The following is a 15,370-nucleotide window of genomic DNA, read 5'->3' on the forward strand; positions in this document are numbered from 1 at the left end:
ACACATTGGAACCGCGCTCTGAATCAATTGGTGTTTGTTGAGGTCTATTGACCCTAGAAGTAGTTAAAGTCTTTGCACACTTTGGCGATCGCTTCTTCGAAAATTGCCAACGCTTCTATCAGCTGTTCGTGAGTGATGATCAGCGGTGGGCTGAGTTGAATCACGTTACCTTGCGATACCTTGAAGCTCACTCCGTTGTTGAGGCATTGGTACAGCACAGCTTCCGCTTCGTCATACGCGCGTGCTTTGCTTTCGTGGTCGGTGACCAGTTCAATGCCCCATAACATGCCGATGCCACGCACATCACCAATCACTGGGTATTTGGCTTTCATCTCTAGCAGCTTTTCACGCATGAACTGGCTGTCGGCTTTGGCTTTATTTAGCAAGCCGTCTTGTTCAATGGCTTCCATGGTTGCCAGTGCTGCAACACAACCGATAGGGCTTTTCTCATGAGTGTAATGACCCATGGAGATTTGCTCGGCGGTGTTGTATTTGTCTTTGGTGACCATGGCTGCGATAGGCACTAAGCCACCACCCAAGCCTTTACCGATGCACAGCATATCTGGCTCGATGTCGTAGGCTTGGTAGGTAAACCATTCACCGCTGCGACCCATACCGTTAGGGATGTCGTCGATGATCAGCATGACATTGTGTTTGTCACAGATTTCACGGATGCGTTTCCAGTAGGCTTTGCTCGGCACTTGAACATCCGTGTTGCGAACCGCTTCTGCGATAAATGCGCCCACGCCGCCTTCTTTCTCAATCACGTATTCGAGGTAATCGGCGTAATGCACGTCGCTGCCGTCCTCTACTGGGAAAGCGCCTCGGTAAGACACGGCTGGTGGAATGCGCTCAACACCTGCCATTAATGGTCCCATACCTTGGCGGAAACACGCTTCGCCACCTACTGAGATGGCATCCAATGATGCGCCGTGGAAGGAATCCCACAGCGACACCACCTTGTAATTGCCCGTGATGTGGCGTGCTAATTTAAGAGCCATACCAACCGCAGATGTGCCACCCGGAGCAAACAGCACGCGGTTCAATTCGCCGCCACAGATTTGGGTGAGTTTTTCGGCACATTCAATCGCAGTTTCATTGGTAAAACGACGTGGTGAAAACGGCAGTTTGGCAATTTGCTCTTGCACACGTTTAATCACATGCGGATGACCGTAGCCCAGCTGATGGACGTTATTGCCATGGAAGTCCATGTACTTTTTGCCGGTGGCATCTTGGATGTAGATGCCTTCTGCTGCTTCCAAGGTATCTAAGCAAGGCGTCGACATGGCTTGATGAAGAAAGACCTCCGAATCACGCTTCAATAATGCTTGCGTGCTTTCGTCGTCCATCGATGCATTCCAAGCTTGGCGCGCTGGTGTCGTGTTGACATCGCCTTCGCTGCGGAGATGGGGCGGTTTGATATTCTGAGTCATAACGCTTTCTCAATCAGAAGGCTGCTTTACGCAACTTGCCAGTACATTGCTTTTTCAATTGCACCGATTAAGCGCTCGATATCTGCTGGGTAAACTTCGCCAATGTTGCCGATGCGGAAGCAATCTGCGTTCGATACTTTACCCGGATAAATCACGAAGCCTTGCTCTTTCAAACGCGTGTAGAACGCTTTGAATTGGTAATCACTGTGAGTTGGAGAGTAGAAAGAGGTGATGATAGGCGAGTGAAGGTCATCACTCAGTAGCGGCTCAAACCCCAAAGAACGCATACCTGCAACCAGTGTTTTCTGGTTAGTTTGGTAGCGGTTATGACGAGCCTCAATGCCGCCTTCTTGTTCCAGTTCTAGCAATGCTTGATAGAAAGCGCGAACTGTGTGCGTTGGAGACGTGAAACGCCATTTGCCGTGGTTCACTTCCATACAGTGCCACTGGTCGTAAAGATCAAGGCTCAAAGAACGCGCCTGACCTTGGCACTTTTCTAGCTCAGTTTGTTTCGCAATCACAAAGCCAAAACCCGGTACGCCTTGAATACATTTGTTTGCAGAGCTGATCATAAAATCGATGCCTAGCTCTGCGATATCGATAGGAATGCCACCAAAGCTCGACATGGCATCGAGAATCACGACTTTACCGTGTGCTTTTGCCGCAGAAGCAAATGCCTCAATTGGATTCAGCATGCCAGTGGTTGTCTCACAGTGAACAATCGCCACGTGTGTGATCGCAGGATCCGATGCCAATGCAGTTTCCACCTCGTTCAAGTGTGGCTGTGATGTTTCGCCTGGGGAAACTACATGGCATGGAATATTTAGGTAATCAGCGATCTGAGCGATACGCGCACCGTAAGCACCGTTGTCGACAACCAACAATTTTCCATCTTTGCCAATGGCACTGCCAATCGTTGCTTCTACTGATGCGGTGCCGCTACCTTGCATTAGTACGCTGGTGTAGCCGTCTTGCTCCGTCGCCAGTTTTACAAGCTTAGTGCGGATCACTTCTACAATGTCTTTGTTGTATTCATCATCCCAAGTACACCAGTCTTTTAGCATGGCTTCACGTACTGTTTCAGAAGTAGATAGAGGACCTGGAGTCAGTAGTAGGTATTCGTTTTTCATCTCGATTTCCATCAGAATAGGCTAATTGGTCTACACCAAATTTCGAGTTCACTCTAGCGAGGAAGAAAAGGGCAGTAAATAGGCGAATGTCCAATTTCATAAAACTTTAATATCCAGAAAATGGCGGATCAATTGAACGATTATTCATCGCAAATTTTCGTAAAACTGCCATTTAATGGTCATGATTTCGTCACAAAGACTCAGTAGGGTGTATATCGTCAACTGGTACAGACCAAATGAAAACTTAGCCAAATTAACTGGAGAAAATGATGGAAAACCGTTTGATGAAAGGATCGCTGGCTGCACTTGTCTCTCTGCTAGCTACGAATGCAATGGCAGCACAGGAAGTCACGGTTTACACCGCTTTCGAAACTGACATTCTTGCGAAATACAAGTCTGCGTTTGAGAAAGATAACCCAGATATCAAGATTAAGTGGGTTCGCGATTCCACTGGTATCATGACGGCGAAATTGCTGGCAGAGAAGAACAACCCTCAAGCGGAAGTGGTTTGGGGTCTTGCTGGCTCGTCAATGGCACTGCTTAAAGATGAAGGTCTTCTTAAGCCTTACACACCAAAAGGTTTGGAAGAGCTGCACGCGAACCTAAACGACCCTCAATCAAACCAAGCTTGGTTCGGTAACGATGCATTCTTTAACGCAGTTTGTTTCAACGAAGCGGTAGCGAAACAACTTAACCTACCGAAACCAACGTCTTGGGAAGACCTAACGAAGCCGGTTTACAAAGGTCACATTGCAATGCCGAACCCAGCGTCTTCAGGCACTGGCTACATGCAGGTTTCTGCTTGGCTACAAAACATGGGTGAAGATCAGGCATGGAATTACATGCGTGACTTAGACAAGAACATTGCACACTACACGCACTCTGGCTCTAAGCCATGTGTTCAAGCGGGTATGGGTGAAGTGGCTATCGGTATCTCGATGGCAAGCCGCGGCGCGAAGCTGAAAACACAAGGTGCACCACTAGCGGTGATCACACCAAAAGGCATCGGCTGGGAATCAGAAGCCGTTGGTCTAGTAAAAGAGTCTGATGCAGCGAAACGTGTTGTCGACTGGTCAATCTCTAAAGCAGCAAACGAGCTTTACGTAGAAATGTACCCAGTGGTTGCACATAAAGAAGTGAAAGCGACTGTGTCTAACTTCCCGAACGTTCAAGAGAACATGGTGAAGATGGACTTCGCGCAAATGGGCAGCAAGCGTGCAGAGATTCTAGCGGCATGGTCTGAGAAGTTCGACGCGAAATCAGAACCAAAGTCTTAATCGAATTTGCTTTGAGTGGAATACTGAAATCCACCTCGGTTGAGGTGGATTTTTTGTTTTCTCTGTTATTTCAGAGTTTGCTGAAAGTAGATTCCTAGTCTCACCTAGGTTCGCTGGAATGACGGACTTAAGAAAGTTGGGAATCTCTAATTGTCACGTAAACAAACTTCGCTTCTCTTCATCTATTTGTCATCTTCTGGCTATAAATTTGTCATTGGAACGTAATACTCCAAAACTAAAGTTGGTATATACCATCTGGAGCGTGTGTTATGTCAACTAACCAACATTACCTAAATATCGAAAATGTAGTGAAGCAATTCGGACAGTTCACTGCATTAAAGAAGATCTCGCTAGCGATTGAAAAGGGCGAGTTTGTTTGTTTTCTTGGTCCTTCTGGCTGCGGTAAAACCACTCTGCTACGTGCCATTGCAGGTTTAGACTTGCCAACGTCTGGTGCGATTTTTCAAAACGGTCAAGAGACCACATTCCTACCACCAGAGAAGCGCGATTTCGGCATCGTATTCCAATCTTATGCGCTGTTTCCGAACCTAACTGTGCAAGAGAACATTGCGGTGGGTTTGAAAAACCAAGGTATGTCGACCAAAGAAGCGTTAGAGAAGGTGGATTACTGGCTAGAAACCATTGGTCTTCCAACCTCTGGCGAGAAATTCCCTAATCAACTTTCTGGCGGTCAACAACAGCGTGTTGCTTTGGCTCGTGCATTGGCGTTGTCTCCGGGTTTATTGTTATTGGATGAGCCGCTGTCAGCGCTGGATGCAAAAGTACGTGTTCACTTACGTGATGAGGTTTGCAAGCTGCAACGTAAGCTGGGCATCACCACCATCATGGTTACGCACGATCAGGACGAGGCGCTGTCAATGGCGGATCGTATCGTGGTAATGAACCATGGTGTGATTGAGCAAGTTGGCACACCTCAAGAAATCTACCAACAACCAGCCACACGCTTTGTTGCTGAGTTTGTCGGCAGCATGAACTTTATTGAAACCTCAGCCGCAACGGATTCGCAGGTACGCATTGCAGAAACCCTGATGCCAGCGCCAAGCTTGACTAATCGTAAGATCCAACGCGGTGACCGCTTCGACCTTGCGGTGCGTCCTGAAAGCATCAAGTTCGTTGAAAACTACACCAACTCTTTACCAGTACGAGTTACCGCAACCGAGTTTCTTGGGGCGTTTTTCCGCATTGATTGCGTATTGCAAAACGACAGCTCAACGAAAACCATCGTCGTGGATGTGCCTGTGGAAACGGTTCAAAAACTCAATATCAAGGCGGGCGATGTACGTTACATCCAGTTTGCTGAAGAAGGGCTGCATGGTTACGCCGTGCCCTCGGTTGATAAAGCGCTAGCGGCGTAGGTGTAAACATGGATGCGAAGACAATGACGATGAATAGCCTGACCACACAAGACAAAGCAAAATCCTTACTCGGGCGTGTTAGCCGCGACAACCTTGTGTTGTTTGGTTTGCTCGCTGGCTTGTCGACCATGATGGTGCTGTTCATCTTAATGCCGCTTTGGGCAATGTTGACCAAGAGTGTGCAAAATGCCAATGGCGAATTTGTCGGATTGGCAAACTTTGCGACGTACTTTTCTTCTTCAAGCTTGTGGGTGTCGGTGGGTAATACCTTCACTTTGGGCGTGATTGTGACCTCGGTAGTCGGTGTGCTTGCGTTTGGTTATGCCTACGCGCTGACTCGTTCATGCATGCCGTTTAAAGGTTTGTTCCAAATCCTAGGTACTGCGCCGATTCTCGCGCCTTCGTTGCTACCAGCGATCAGTTTAATCTTCCTTTTCGGTAATCAAGGCATTGCCAAAGAGATGCTGTTAGGAAGCTCGATTTACGGCGTGATTGGTATCTCGATGGGTTTGATTTTCTGGACCTTTCCTCATGCATTGATGATTTTGACCACTTCGCTGCGCACTTCAGATGCCCGTTTGTATGAAGCAGCCCGCGCACTTAAAACCTCACCAATCAAAACTTTCTTTATGGTGACGTTACCTGCGGCGAAATACGGTTTGATCAGTACGCTTATCGTCGTCTTTACACTGGTTATCACGGACTTTGGTGTGCCGAAAGTGATTGGTGGCAGCTATAACGTTCTGGCGACTGACATCTTCAAGCAAGTTGTGGGACAGCAAAACTTTGCCATGGGTGCGGTGACCAGCATTATGCTGCTATTTCCTGCGGTAATGGCATTCGGCGCAGACCGCTGGGTACAGAAAAAGCAAAAGAGCTTATTTGACACTCGCTCGGTGCCATATCAGCCAGAACCCAACAAAGCGCGCGACAGCATTTGTTTGGTTTACTGCAGCATCATTTCTATCGCAGTGCTGGCGGTTTTGGGTATGGCGGTGTATGGCTCGTTAGTGACGTTCTGGCCTTGGAACAAAGCGTTGACGCTAAACAACTACAACTTTGCTGAAATGAGCACTTACGGTTGGAGTCCATTTTTTAACTCGCTAACGTTGGCAGGTTGGACGGCAGTTATTGGTACAGCCATCATCTTTGTCGGCGCTTACTGCATTGAGAAAGGGCGTGCGTTTGGTCCAATTCGTCAGGTGATGCAAATGCTTAGCGTGGTGCCAATGGCGGTTCCGGGTATGGTGCTTGGCTTGGGTTACATCTTTTACTTCAACGATGCGAACAATCCTCTGAACGTACTTTATGGCACCATGGCATTCTTGGTGATTAACACGGTAGTGCATTACTACACAGTGGGTCACATGACCGCCCTGGCAGCGCTAAAGCAGTTGCCATCGGAGATTGAAGCCACAGCAGCATCGGTGAAGCTTCCTCAATACAAGTTGTTCTTTAAAGTGACATTACCTGTGTGTTTACCTGCGATTTTGGACATTGCGACTTACTTGTTTGTTAATGCATTGACCACCACTTCTGCGGTAGTATTCCTTTACTCAACCGATACGATTCCGGCTTCGGTCTCGATTCTGAATATGGACGATGCAGGTCAAACTGGCGCTGCAGCGGCAATGGCTGTGATGATTATGATGGCTGCCGCAATTGCGAAGATTGTTCAGATGACTTTGGGTAAATTGTTAGAGAATCGCACACAAGCTTGGCGCAAAAGATAAGGACACTTCGTGCAATACGTAAAAATTAAAGATTCGATTGTTGAACAGATTGAAGCGGGCATGCTATCGCCGCGTCAAAAACTGCCAGCAGAGCGTAAGTTGGCGGAGTCGTTCGATACTACACGCGTCACTCTGCGTGAAGCTTTATCACTGCTAGAAGCGGAAGGTCGAATCTATCGCGAAGATCGCCGAGGTTGGTTTATCTCACCTGAGCCATTGCGTTACGACCCAACGCAAACGCTGAACTTCCCGAACATGGCGAAAGCGCAAAATCGTGTGCCAAAAACGGAGTTGGTTGCAGCAAAAGGAACGTTGGCAAACAAACAAGCCGCGCGTTTGCTAGACTTGCAGCCTTTCTCGGATGTGTATCGAGTCGACCGTGTGCGATACCTTGAAGACAGACCTGTGGTATTCGTAACAAACTACATTCGTCCAGAGCTGTTTCCGAACCTGTTGGACTACGATTTATCAAATTCACTGACGGACATTTACCGCGAGCATTATGGCGTGACGTATCAAAAGATTCGCTACCGCATTTCAACGAGCACTTTGTTGGGTGAAATGGCTCAGGCACTGCGCGCGACAGCTGGCACTCCCGCGATGGTGGTGGAGCGCATCAACTACAACCAGCACGGTGAGTTGATTGATTGCGATATCGAGTATTGGCGACACGATGCCATCAGCATTGAATCTCTGGCGGAACTCAATCGTTAAGTGGATTTTCTCATCATCTAAGGCTCCATCTCGGGGCCTTTATTTTATTCAGACAGGAACATTGAAATGGATTTGTTGGCGATTGGTCTCGTCGTTTTTTCTGCTGTTCTCCATGCGGGTTGGAATATCCTTGGTAAAAGCAACTCTGGCTCTGGACTCGCGTTTACTATGGCGGCCAGCTTTTCTGCATGTTTCATTCTTACCCCTTATTTGATTTGGTATTTGGCGACCATTGGTTGGACATCATTACCGAGTGAATTTTGGGGATTGCTGTTCATTAGCGGCATTTCACAAATGGTCTATCTAGTCGGTTTGATTGTCGCTTATAAGCACGCAGACGTGGGTGTGGTTTATCCGATTGCTCGGGCACTGCCTGTGATGATGGTCGGCGCAATCAGTGTGGCATTGGGGCATGAATTATCCAGTCAGCAGTGGCTTGGGTTCTTGCTGATTACCCTTGGTTGTATGCTGGTGCCACTGACGAATTTTCGTCAAATGACATTGGGCTCCTATTTGAACGTTGGTGTGTTCTGGGCATTGATTGCCGCAATAGGCACAACGGGTTACTCGGTGGTCGACAAAGAAGCGCTGAGTTTACTCACAGGACAAGCATCAGAGATCTTGAATGATCAGTACAGTGCAATCTTCTACTTGGGCGTGCAGTTTTGGGCAATTGGTATTCCTGCTCTTGTGTGGTGCTTAGTTACGGGCAAACCAGATGAGATTAAGACAGCGTGGCAGATCCGCAAAACAGCCAGCATGGCAGGGGTAATGATGGCATCCACCTACGGCTTGGTGCTGTTTGCGATGACCATGACAGACAACGTTAGCTTGGTCGTAGCACTAAGGCAAATCAGCATTGTGTTTGGATTGTTTATGGGGATTTGGTTTCTGTCTGAGAAATGGTATCTCACCCGAGGGCTTGGCGTTACTTCGATTGTGGCGGGGATCATTCTCGCGCTTGCGTATTGACCTATATTCACGAAAAAAGGCAGCGAATGAGCCTCTCGCTGCCTTTTGTATTAACTTGTAAGCCTTGTTTAAAAACGCAGTTGCGCACCAAACATCACGCCGTTAGAGTCAAAATCGCTGTTTTTTGAGTACACATATTCTGCATTCAAACCAAAGTGTTTATAGCTCCAGCCGATACCGCCAGCCGCTTCACCTCCGACACTTGAGTGTTCGATGTTCTTGCTCTGACCGTTCACTTTATAAGTGTATTCGAGAGTGTAGAGAGTGACACCTGCCTTGCCGTACAGTTCGAAACCTGAACCCAGAGGATAGCTAGCATAGCCACTCAAGCGAGGTCCGGAGAAGCTCGTATCGGTGACTTCTGAAATCGGACTCACGAGTATCGAGCCGATACCGTCAAACGCGCCTTTATAACCTGCTTCGATACCAAAGTTATGTGTTGGCATGTAGCGGTAATATATTTCACCTAAGAACATGTCGCCTGATTCTTTGCTTGTCGGAGCATCGTAGTTCACATCGCCATAACCAATGTTTGTACCTATGATGTGCTCACTGGTTTCTGCATTGGCTGACAAAGAAAAAGCCGACAGCACTAAAGCAGTAATGAATAAATAACGCATGAACGTTTCTCCTTAGCTTTTAGCTTGCTCGCCTTTTAATATTTGTTCGAAAGTGATCTTGGTGTTGTCTAGCCATTCATAACGGCGACGATACATCGAACGCTTAGAGCGCGACATGCCTTCGATATCTCGACGGGGTGCATTTACATCAATTGAGTAAAAATGACGATTGTATTCGGTGCCGCCCAATTCTTGCCAGAGTGCATCGTAATCCGTTTTGATTCGCCCTTTGCTGTAGCGCTTAGCTGCGTATGTATGGGACTGCGTTTTCACTGCTAGAATCGTATTTACTTCCCAAATTTGTGCGAGCAAAGTGAGCAAGCTCACCATCAAGCTTTTTGGTCTCTGTCCGTAAAGCTTACGGGTTAGCTTTTTAATTTTCGCGTTGTTTTCTTCACTGCTTCGCGGTCCTTGTAAGCCGCCAATCATAATGCTGCGTCCAGATTCGATGTGACCTAGCGTAAAAGAGAGCGTGTAGAAGTTGCCATCTTCAGCGCTGTGCAGCACTAGGCTCATGTCGCCTTCTTTTTGATAACGTGCTTCGTATACTAATCTCACCGAGTACAGTATTTCGTCAATTTCAAAAGAGGCTAATGTTAGGCCTTTCGAGTCTGTGTAGATTTCTTCGATTGTTTGTTTAGAAAACAGTTCTGAAATAGTTTTATAGTGATCAACCACCAAGTTGGAGCGATCAAAGGCGGAGTTATTCTTGATGATGTACGGGCGAAACGGTTTTTCTAGGAATCGGTGTGTACGCGTACAAAGCAACTCTAACAATGAAGATTCAATATTGTCTGAAAGGTGCTTAAATGCACGTTTGTAATAAAGCGCACGTAAGATGAACTTAGCTCTGTAGGTCCAAATTGGCTTGTAGACATCAGCATAATCATCTGAGTAAATCGATTTGCTATGGTAAAAAATGGATTTGTTCGCGGTCATTTTCACTCCAGATTAACTTGTGCTCAATAGCGACAATTAAGAACCGACGGACGAGCAGCGAAGAACCCGAAAAGGAGGAATGCAAAGCACGACTGAAAAGAGGTGGTTTTTGCTGTGTCCGACGTTTGTGTAAGGTTTTGAACACTGTTCTTTTGCTGGAATTCTAAGAGAAAATTGACCTTAGGTATTGTATGGTTTGGTAAGGAAGTGTCAGGTTGAAACCCATTGTTCAAAAGAAAGAAAATGCGAATGTCGGCTGAATATGACGTTGAGTTGCTAAGTTAATGTGAAATAAGTTGAACGAAAATTGAACATTATTTGAAATTGTTTTGACGTGTTTTAGGTCTTTATACGTACCTTATAAGTATCGAGCCAATTTTGGCCCGATGTAAAGGTAAGTAAGGAGAGGTTTATGAAACGCTTAACAGCTTTAGCAAGTACGATTGCTCTGATTGCTGCACCTTCTATGGCTCTTGCTAGTGGTTATCAGTGGACAAACGATACCGAAACTATCCATGGCGACGTAATGGATAGCAAACAAGCGGCTTATGAAATGGGCCGAGACATGATCCAAAGCTACCAAAATAAATCATCTGGACAACTCCGTGATGAGTTTACGAGCCTTACAACGTATGTTGATCGCCAATCGTTTTCTATCACTGACTCAAAAGTCATGGTAAATGAGTTCTTGCAAAGTGACGGGCAAGTTGTTTACCAGCCTATTCTCAATGTTCAATACGAGTACCGCATGCGTGATACCGGTAAATACTAACCAGTAAGACGGACTTGAATTGTTTACCACTAATATTTTTTGCTGTTTGTTTTGGGGAGCCACGAGCTCCCCATTTTTTTTGTCGAAAGCGAAAATTTTCACACTCTCAGTGCAACATTTTCTATCGCTCAGCGTTAGATTTTCTTGCTCGTTGATTGTCATCATCGTTTGTAAAGTGTTTGCGGAAATGGATGTAACGCACTAACGAGGATACCCGATGACACATCATTCATATTGGTTCAAGCAGGCAATTGAAGCTGAGCAACCAGAAACGCCACAACCGTTACAGCAGAACATTAATACTGACGTTGCGATTGTTGGTGGCGGATACACCGGACTTTGGACCGCGATTATGATTAAGCAGCAATCTCCGGAAAAAAAGGTAGTCGTGATTGAAAAAGGCCTTTGTGGCAGTGGTGCATCGGGCGCAAACGGCGGTTGTATGCTGACTTGGTCTACCAAGTTTCCGACATTGAAACGGTTATTCGGTGAAGAACATGCTGCTTGGTTAGTAAAAGAGTCGGAACAAGCAGTGCTAGAGATTGACGACTTTTGTCAGCAGCACAACATTGATGCGCACTTATCTTTGAAAGGGGTTTATTACACTGCAACCAATCAGGCTCAAACTGGGGGAATGCAGCCAGTTGTGGACGAGTTAAAGCGATTAGAAGTGAACAGTTGGCGTCGTTGCTCGGTGGAGGAACTGCGTGCCAATGCGGGTTCACCTCGACATATAGAAGGCTTTCACTCTCCAGTTGCAGCCAGCGTTCAACCTGCATTATTAGTGAGGGGGTTACGCCGTGTTGCTATTGATCTGGGTGTAGAAGTTTATGAGAACACGCCGATGACGCGTCTAGATTATGGAAAACCTGCCACTGTCTGTACACCTAAAGGAAATGTTCAAGCGCAGCAGGTGGTATTGGCATTAAATGCATGGATGGTGGAGCAGTTTAAACAGTTCAAAAACAGTATCGTGGTGGTCTCTTCCGACATGGTGATCACCAAGCCGCTTGGTGACGCACTACCTCTATCTGGTTGGCAGGCAGGTTCTAGCGTGTTGGATTCACGTATCTTCGTCCACTATTACCGAGATACGCCAGATGGCCGTTTGATGTTGGGGAAAGGCGGCAATCAGTTTTCTTTCAATAACCAAGTCGACGCAATGTTTAACAAGCCAACACGCTACCAAGGTCTACTGCGCAAGTCGTTCGATAAGTTGTTTCCTCATTTGAGAGGCGAGGAGTTTGCTTATTCATGGACGGGGGGCTCTGATCGTTCTGCTACTGGTTTCCCTTTTTTCGGCGAGCTAGATAAACAGAGCAATATCTTTTACGGATTTGGTTATTCAGGCAATGGTGTAGCGCAGACTCGAATGGGCGGAAAGATCTTATCTTCATTGATATTGGGAATCGATAACGAGTGGACGAACAGTGGTTTAGCCAAAGGACCGTTGGGGTATTTCCCACCAGAACCGCTTCGCTGGACCGGGGCTATGATAGTGCGCAACGCGGTACGTCGAAAAGAGGAAGCAGAAGATAACGAGAAAACGCCGTTTATCTGGGATAAGTGGCTAGCAAAACTCGCGGGACCAGCAGGCAAAGCGGATAAGCTTGACTAAACTGAAGACTTTAGCCACAAACGAGACAGTTTGCAGTGAAAGTCATTGGGGCGCGATGAAGCCTTGTGTTAGCCTCTGTCTTTCAAGCTCAGATTTAAAAGGTGAGTCATAAAATGAAAGTATTCAGCAACTTCGATAGCGGCAGCATTCACGTAGTGAAAGCGGACGACAAAAACGACATCCAACTCAAAATTCCTAACGACAATATGTCGGAATTCTACCAGTGGTTCCACTTCCGTCTTGAGACAGAAGCCGAGCAATCACACACCATCAAATTGCTTGATTTGGCTAAATCGGCTTATCCAGAAGGATGGCAAGGTTACGATGTGGTTGCGTCTTACGATCGTGAAGAATGGTTCCGAGTACCGGCAGAGTTCGATGGCGACACGCTGACTTTCACTGTAATCCCTGAGCGCAGCTCAATTTACTTCGCGTACTTTGCGCCATACACGTACGATCGTCATTTAGACTTGTTACACATGGCACAAAGCGCGCACCACTGCCAATTAGAGACGCTTGGTCATACGCTAGATGGCAATGACATGAGCTTGCTTACTTTCGGTGAGCCAGAAGAAGGCAAAAAGAAAATCTGGATGATTGCACGTCAGCACCCAGGTGAGACCATGGCGGAATGGTTCATGGAAGGTATGATCCAACGTCTGTTAGATGAAAACGACACGGTTGCGCGTGCATTGCTTGAAAAAGCGGTGCTTTACGTCGTACCAAATATGAACCCAGACGGTGGTATTCGCGGTCACTTGCGTACCAACGCAGTAGGTGTAAACCTAAATCGTGAATGGCAAACGCCATCAATGGAAAAGAGCCCAGAAGTCTACCTTGTGCGTCAGCGCATGCTGGAAACGGGTGTTGACATGTTTTTAGATATTCATGGCGATGAAGCGATTCCGTATAACTTCGTCGCTGGCTCAGAAGGTATTCCTTCTTACGATGAAAATCTTGCCGCTTTAGAGACATCATTTAAGCAAGCGTTACTGACTATTACGCCAGAGTTCCAAGATGAGATTGGTTACGATAAAGATGAGCCTGGTAAAGCGAATTTGACGGTGGGTTCAAATTGGGTTGCAGAGCAGTTCAAATGCTTGTCTTACACAATCGAAATGCCATTTAAAGATAACAACAATCACCCAGATCCACTTTACGGTTGGTCTCCTGAGCGTAGTGTCTTGTTTGGGCAAGATGTATTAGCTGCAACGTTAACCGTAGCGGATAAAATTTAGCGCGACGAGTTAACGCTTTTTCATTATTTCGAAAACAGCTCATTTAAATGAGCTGTTTTTTTGTGCTCTCCAGATCCACGCTCCCCTGTAAAAATTTGTTGCCATTCACAAGCTTAAATGATGATTCTTAAATTTGAGAAAGTGGCTTTTTATGGTGATTTGCGTCACAGAAAGTTGGCTTCTTTGTGATATTCTCCGCAACGAATTGACTATGGCTAAACCAACGCAACGAACTTTGTTTTTCGGTTGGGTATGCGGATGAAGCTCATTAATAGATGGTCTTGAGGTTACCTTTTTCCGTTTTACGTCATTGGCGTTTGAATATCATTTTTGATTCTTTCCTACGCTATTTAGCTATTTCTATTCGAAGAAAAGAGAAAGTTACGGCTTCATATTTTACGGCAGTATGCTGCCGCGATGTGTTGCTTTGTGTACAAGAAAAAGGAAAAGAATAATGAAAAAAATCGCTATAGCAGTGGCTACTGTACTTGCTGGTGGTGTGATCTCAAACGTTGCACTTGCTGACACTTACATGGGCGGTAAAATAGGTTACAACTCTCTAAACGATGCGTGTTACCTAAACGAACCTTGTGACGACGACAGTTTTGCAGCATCTATGCACTTAGGCTACAGCTTCAACAAGTACGTTGCAGCAGAGTATGGTGTTGATTACCTTGGTGACTTCACTGCAAACTTCAAAAAGCCTGGCCTAAACACCGTTGATGGTGATCTTTGGGCGTTGACGCTTGCTCCTAAATTTAACCTACCACTAACGGATTCTTGGAATCTATTCGCGAAAGTTGGTGCTGCATACATGATGGCTGGTGACGAGAAAGATTTCGTACCAACTGGCTCTCTGGGTGCTGAATACCAAATCAACTACAACTGGAGCCTACGTGCTGAATACCAACGCTACCAAGATATGTCTGATGATGTAATTGAAGACATGGATTCAGATTTCTTCGGTATCGGTTTCAACTACAAGTTTGGTTCTGAGCCTGTCGTTCAAGAAAAAGCCGTTGAAGAGGTGGTAGAAGCACGTCCTGCAACACGCATTGTAGATCACGTTTACCCTGCTCAAACAACAGCGACAGTACAATTCGACTTAGAAAGTGCAGAAGTGAAAGACGCGTCGAACCTTTCTGGTACCGTTGATTTGATGAATACTTACCCACAAGCTCAAGTTGAGATCACGGGTTACAGCGATACGACAGGTTCTGCTGCTTACAACAAGCAACTCACAGAAAAACGTGCGAAAGCCGTTGCTGACGAGTTCCAAGCAAAAGGTATTGCGGCTGAGCGTATGACAGTGAAAGGCATGGGTGAAGCTAACCCAGTGGCAAGCAACGAGACACGTCAAGGTCGTCAAATGAACCGTCGTGTTGAAGTGGTTGTTCCTGCGTTTGAATACCAAACAACTGAAAAAGCAGAATAATTCCTGCTTAAGATAAAGTTCCAAAAGCCAGCGTGTATCACGCTGGCTTTTTTGATCCCGCTTAACTAACTCAGTAGTTGTGTAGAAACATAGTTATATCGGGACGCTTTGAC

The 15,370-nt window shown here is 46.4% G+C and carries 13 protein-coding genes; 9 read left to right on the top strand and 4 right to left on the bottom strand.

Annotated elements, in window-relative coordinates; all coding sequences use genetic code 11:
* Positions 1-53: 53 nt before the first annotated feature.
* Both R7Q41_RS14730 and phnW read right to left on the bottom strand, forming a co-directional pair.
* Positions 54-1,433 carry an aspartate aminotransferase family protein gene (locus R7Q41_RS14730; RefSeq protein ID WP_318144555.1) on the bottom strand — a complete coding sequence of 460 codons (1,380 nt, stop codon included), beginning with the start codon at positions 1,431-1,433 and terminating at the stop codon, positions 54-56.
* A gap of 26 nt (positions 1,434-1,459) precedes the next feature.
* On the bottom strand, positions 1,460-2,563 hold the full coding sequence (phnW, locus tag R7Q41_RS14735; RefSeq protein WP_005432490.1) for a 2-aminoethylphosphonate--pyruvate transaminase: 1,104 nt from the start codon (positions 2,561-2,563) through the stop codon (positions 1,460-1,462).
* Positions 2,564-2,829: 266 nt separating this feature from the next.
* Here phnW and R7Q41_RS14740 point away from each other — a divergent pair, with 266 nt between their 5' ends.
* From R7Q41_RS14740 to R7Q41_RS14760, 5 genes are all read left to right on the top strand, one after another.
* Positions 2,830-3,840 (top strand): putative 2-aminoethylphosphonate ABC transporter substrate-binding protein, encoded by a 1,011-nt coding sequence (locus R7Q41_RS14740; RefSeq protein ID WP_258460998.1) that lies wholly within the window; start codon positions 2,830-2,832, stop codon positions 3,838-3,840.
* Between the two features lie 269 nt (positions 3,841-4,109).
* Positions 4,110-5,216, top strand: coding sequence for a putative 2-aminoethylphosphonate ABC transporter ATP-binding protein (locus R7Q41_RS14745; RefSeq protein ID WP_318144556.1), 1,107 nt, complete (start codon positions 4,110-4,112; stop codon positions 5,214-5,216).
* An 8-nt stretch (positions 5,217-5,224) separates the two neighbouring features.
* Positions 5,225-6,949, top strand: coding sequence for a putative 2-aminoethylphosphonate ABC transporter permease subunit (locus tag R7Q41_RS14750; RefSeq protein ID WP_136976314.1), 1,725 nt, complete (start codon positions 5,225-5,227; stop codon positions 6,947-6,949).
* Positions 6,950-6,958: 9 nt separating this feature from the next.
* A complete protein-coding gene (gene phnR, locus R7Q41_RS14755; protein ID WP_005374048.1) occupies positions 6,959-7,663 on the top strand; it encodes a phosphonate utilization transcriptional regulator PhnR in 705 nt (234 codons plus the stop codon).
* A gap of 66 nt (positions 7,664-7,729) precedes the next feature.
* A complete protein-coding gene (locus R7Q41_RS14760; RefSeq protein ID WP_262583525.1) occupies positions 7,730-8,635 on the top strand; it encodes an EamA family transporter in 906 nt (301 codons plus the stop codon).
* Positions 8,636-8,703: 68 nt separating this feature from the next.
* Here R7Q41_RS14760 and R7Q41_RS14765 read toward each other — a convergent pair whose 3' ends face one another.
* A complete protein-coding gene (locus R7Q41_RS14765) occupies positions 8,704-9,255 on the bottom strand; it encodes an outer membrane beta-barrel protein (protein WP_318144557.1) in 552 nt (183 codons plus the stop codon).
* A gap of 12 nt (positions 9,256-9,267) precedes the next feature.
* Entirely contained in the window at positions 9,268-10,194 is a 927-nt protein-coding gene (locus tag R7Q41_RS14770; protein ID WP_005384371.1) for a VirK/YbjX family protein, read from the bottom strand.
* 412 nt (positions 10,195-10,606) lie between these two features.
* Between R7Q41_RS14770 and R7Q41_RS14775 the strand changes: the two genes are divergently transcribed.
* From R7Q41_RS14775 to R7Q41_RS14790, 4 genes are all read left to right on the top strand, one after another.
* A complete protein-coding gene (locus R7Q41_RS14775) occupies positions 10,607-10,966 on the top strand; it encodes a DUF3316 domain-containing protein (protein ID WP_318144558.1) in 360 nt (119 codons plus the stop codon).
* 217 nt (positions 10,967-11,183) lie between these two features.
* Complete coding sequence (locus R7Q41_RS14780; RefSeq protein ID WP_042523350.1) at positions 11,184-12,584, top strand: FAD-dependent oxidoreductase; 1,401 nt, start codon at positions 11,184-11,186, stop codon at positions 12,582-12,584.
* A gap of 113 nt (positions 12,585-12,697) precedes the next feature.
* Complete coding sequence (locus R7Q41_RS14785; RefSeq protein WP_017819760.1) at positions 12,698-13,822, top strand: M14-type cytosolic carboxypeptidase; 1,125 nt, start codon at positions 12,698-12,700, stop codon at positions 13,820-13,822.
* 454 nt (positions 13,823-14,276) lie between these two features.
* Positions 14,277-15,257, top strand: coding sequence for an OmpA family protein (locus R7Q41_RS14790; RefSeq protein ID WP_065275126.1), 981 nt, complete (start codon positions 14,277-14,279; stop codon positions 15,255-15,257).
* Positions 15,258-15,370 lie beyond the last annotated feature (113 nt).

Source organism: Vibrio sp. 2096 (genome assembly GCF_033339595.1).
In the GTDB taxonomy this organism is placed as follows: domain Bacteria; phylum Pseudomonadota; class Gammaproteobacteria; order Enterobacterales; family Vibrionaceae; genus Vibrio; species Vibrio alginolyticus.

Coding starts and splice junctions, on each gene's coding strand:
- R7Q41_RS14730 (WP_318144555.1), bottom strand. CDS start 1,433: ATGACTCAGAATATCAAACCGCCCCATCTCCGCAGCGAAGGCGATGTC.
- phnW (WP_005432490.1), bottom strand. CDS start 2,563: ATGAAAAACGAATACCTACTACTGACTCCAGGTCCTCTATCTACTTCT.
- R7Q41_RS14740 (WP_258460998.1), top strand. CDS start 2,830: ATGATGGAAAACCGTTTGATGAAAGGATCGCTGGCTGCACTTGTCTCT.
- R7Q41_RS14745 (WP_318144556.1), top strand. CDS start 4,110: ATGTCAACTAACCAACATTACCTAAATATCGAAAATGTAGTGAAGCAA.
- R7Q41_RS14750 (WP_136976314.1), top strand. CDS start 5,225: ATGGATGCGAAGACAATGACGATGAATAGCCTGACCACACAAGACAAA.
- R7Q41_RS14760 (WP_262583525.1), top strand. CDS start 7,730: ATGGATTTGTTGGCGATTGGTCTCGTCGTTTTTTCTGCTGTTCTCCAT.
- R7Q41_RS14765 (WP_318144557.1), bottom strand. CDS start 9,255: ATGCGTTATTTATTCATTACTGCTTTAGTGCTGTCGGCTTTTTCTTTG.
- R7Q41_RS14770 (WP_005384371.1), bottom strand. CDS start 10,194: ATGACCGCGAACAAATCCATTTTTTACCATAGCAAATCGATTTACTCA.
- R7Q41_RS14775 (WP_318144558.1), top strand. CDS start 10,607: ATGAAACGCTTAACAGCTTTAGCAAGTACGATTGCTCTGATTGCTGCA.
- R7Q41_RS14780 (WP_042523350.1), top strand. CDS start 11,184: ATGACACATCATTCATATTGGTTCAAGCAGGCAATTGAAGCTGAGCAA.
- R7Q41_RS14785 (WP_017819760.1), top strand. CDS start 12,698: ATGAAAGTATTCAGCAACTTCGATAGCGGCAGCATTCACGTAGTGAAA.
- R7Q41_RS14790 (WP_065275126.1), top strand. CDS start 14,277: ATGAAAAAAATCGCTATAGCAGTGGCTACTGTACTTGCTGGTGGTGTG.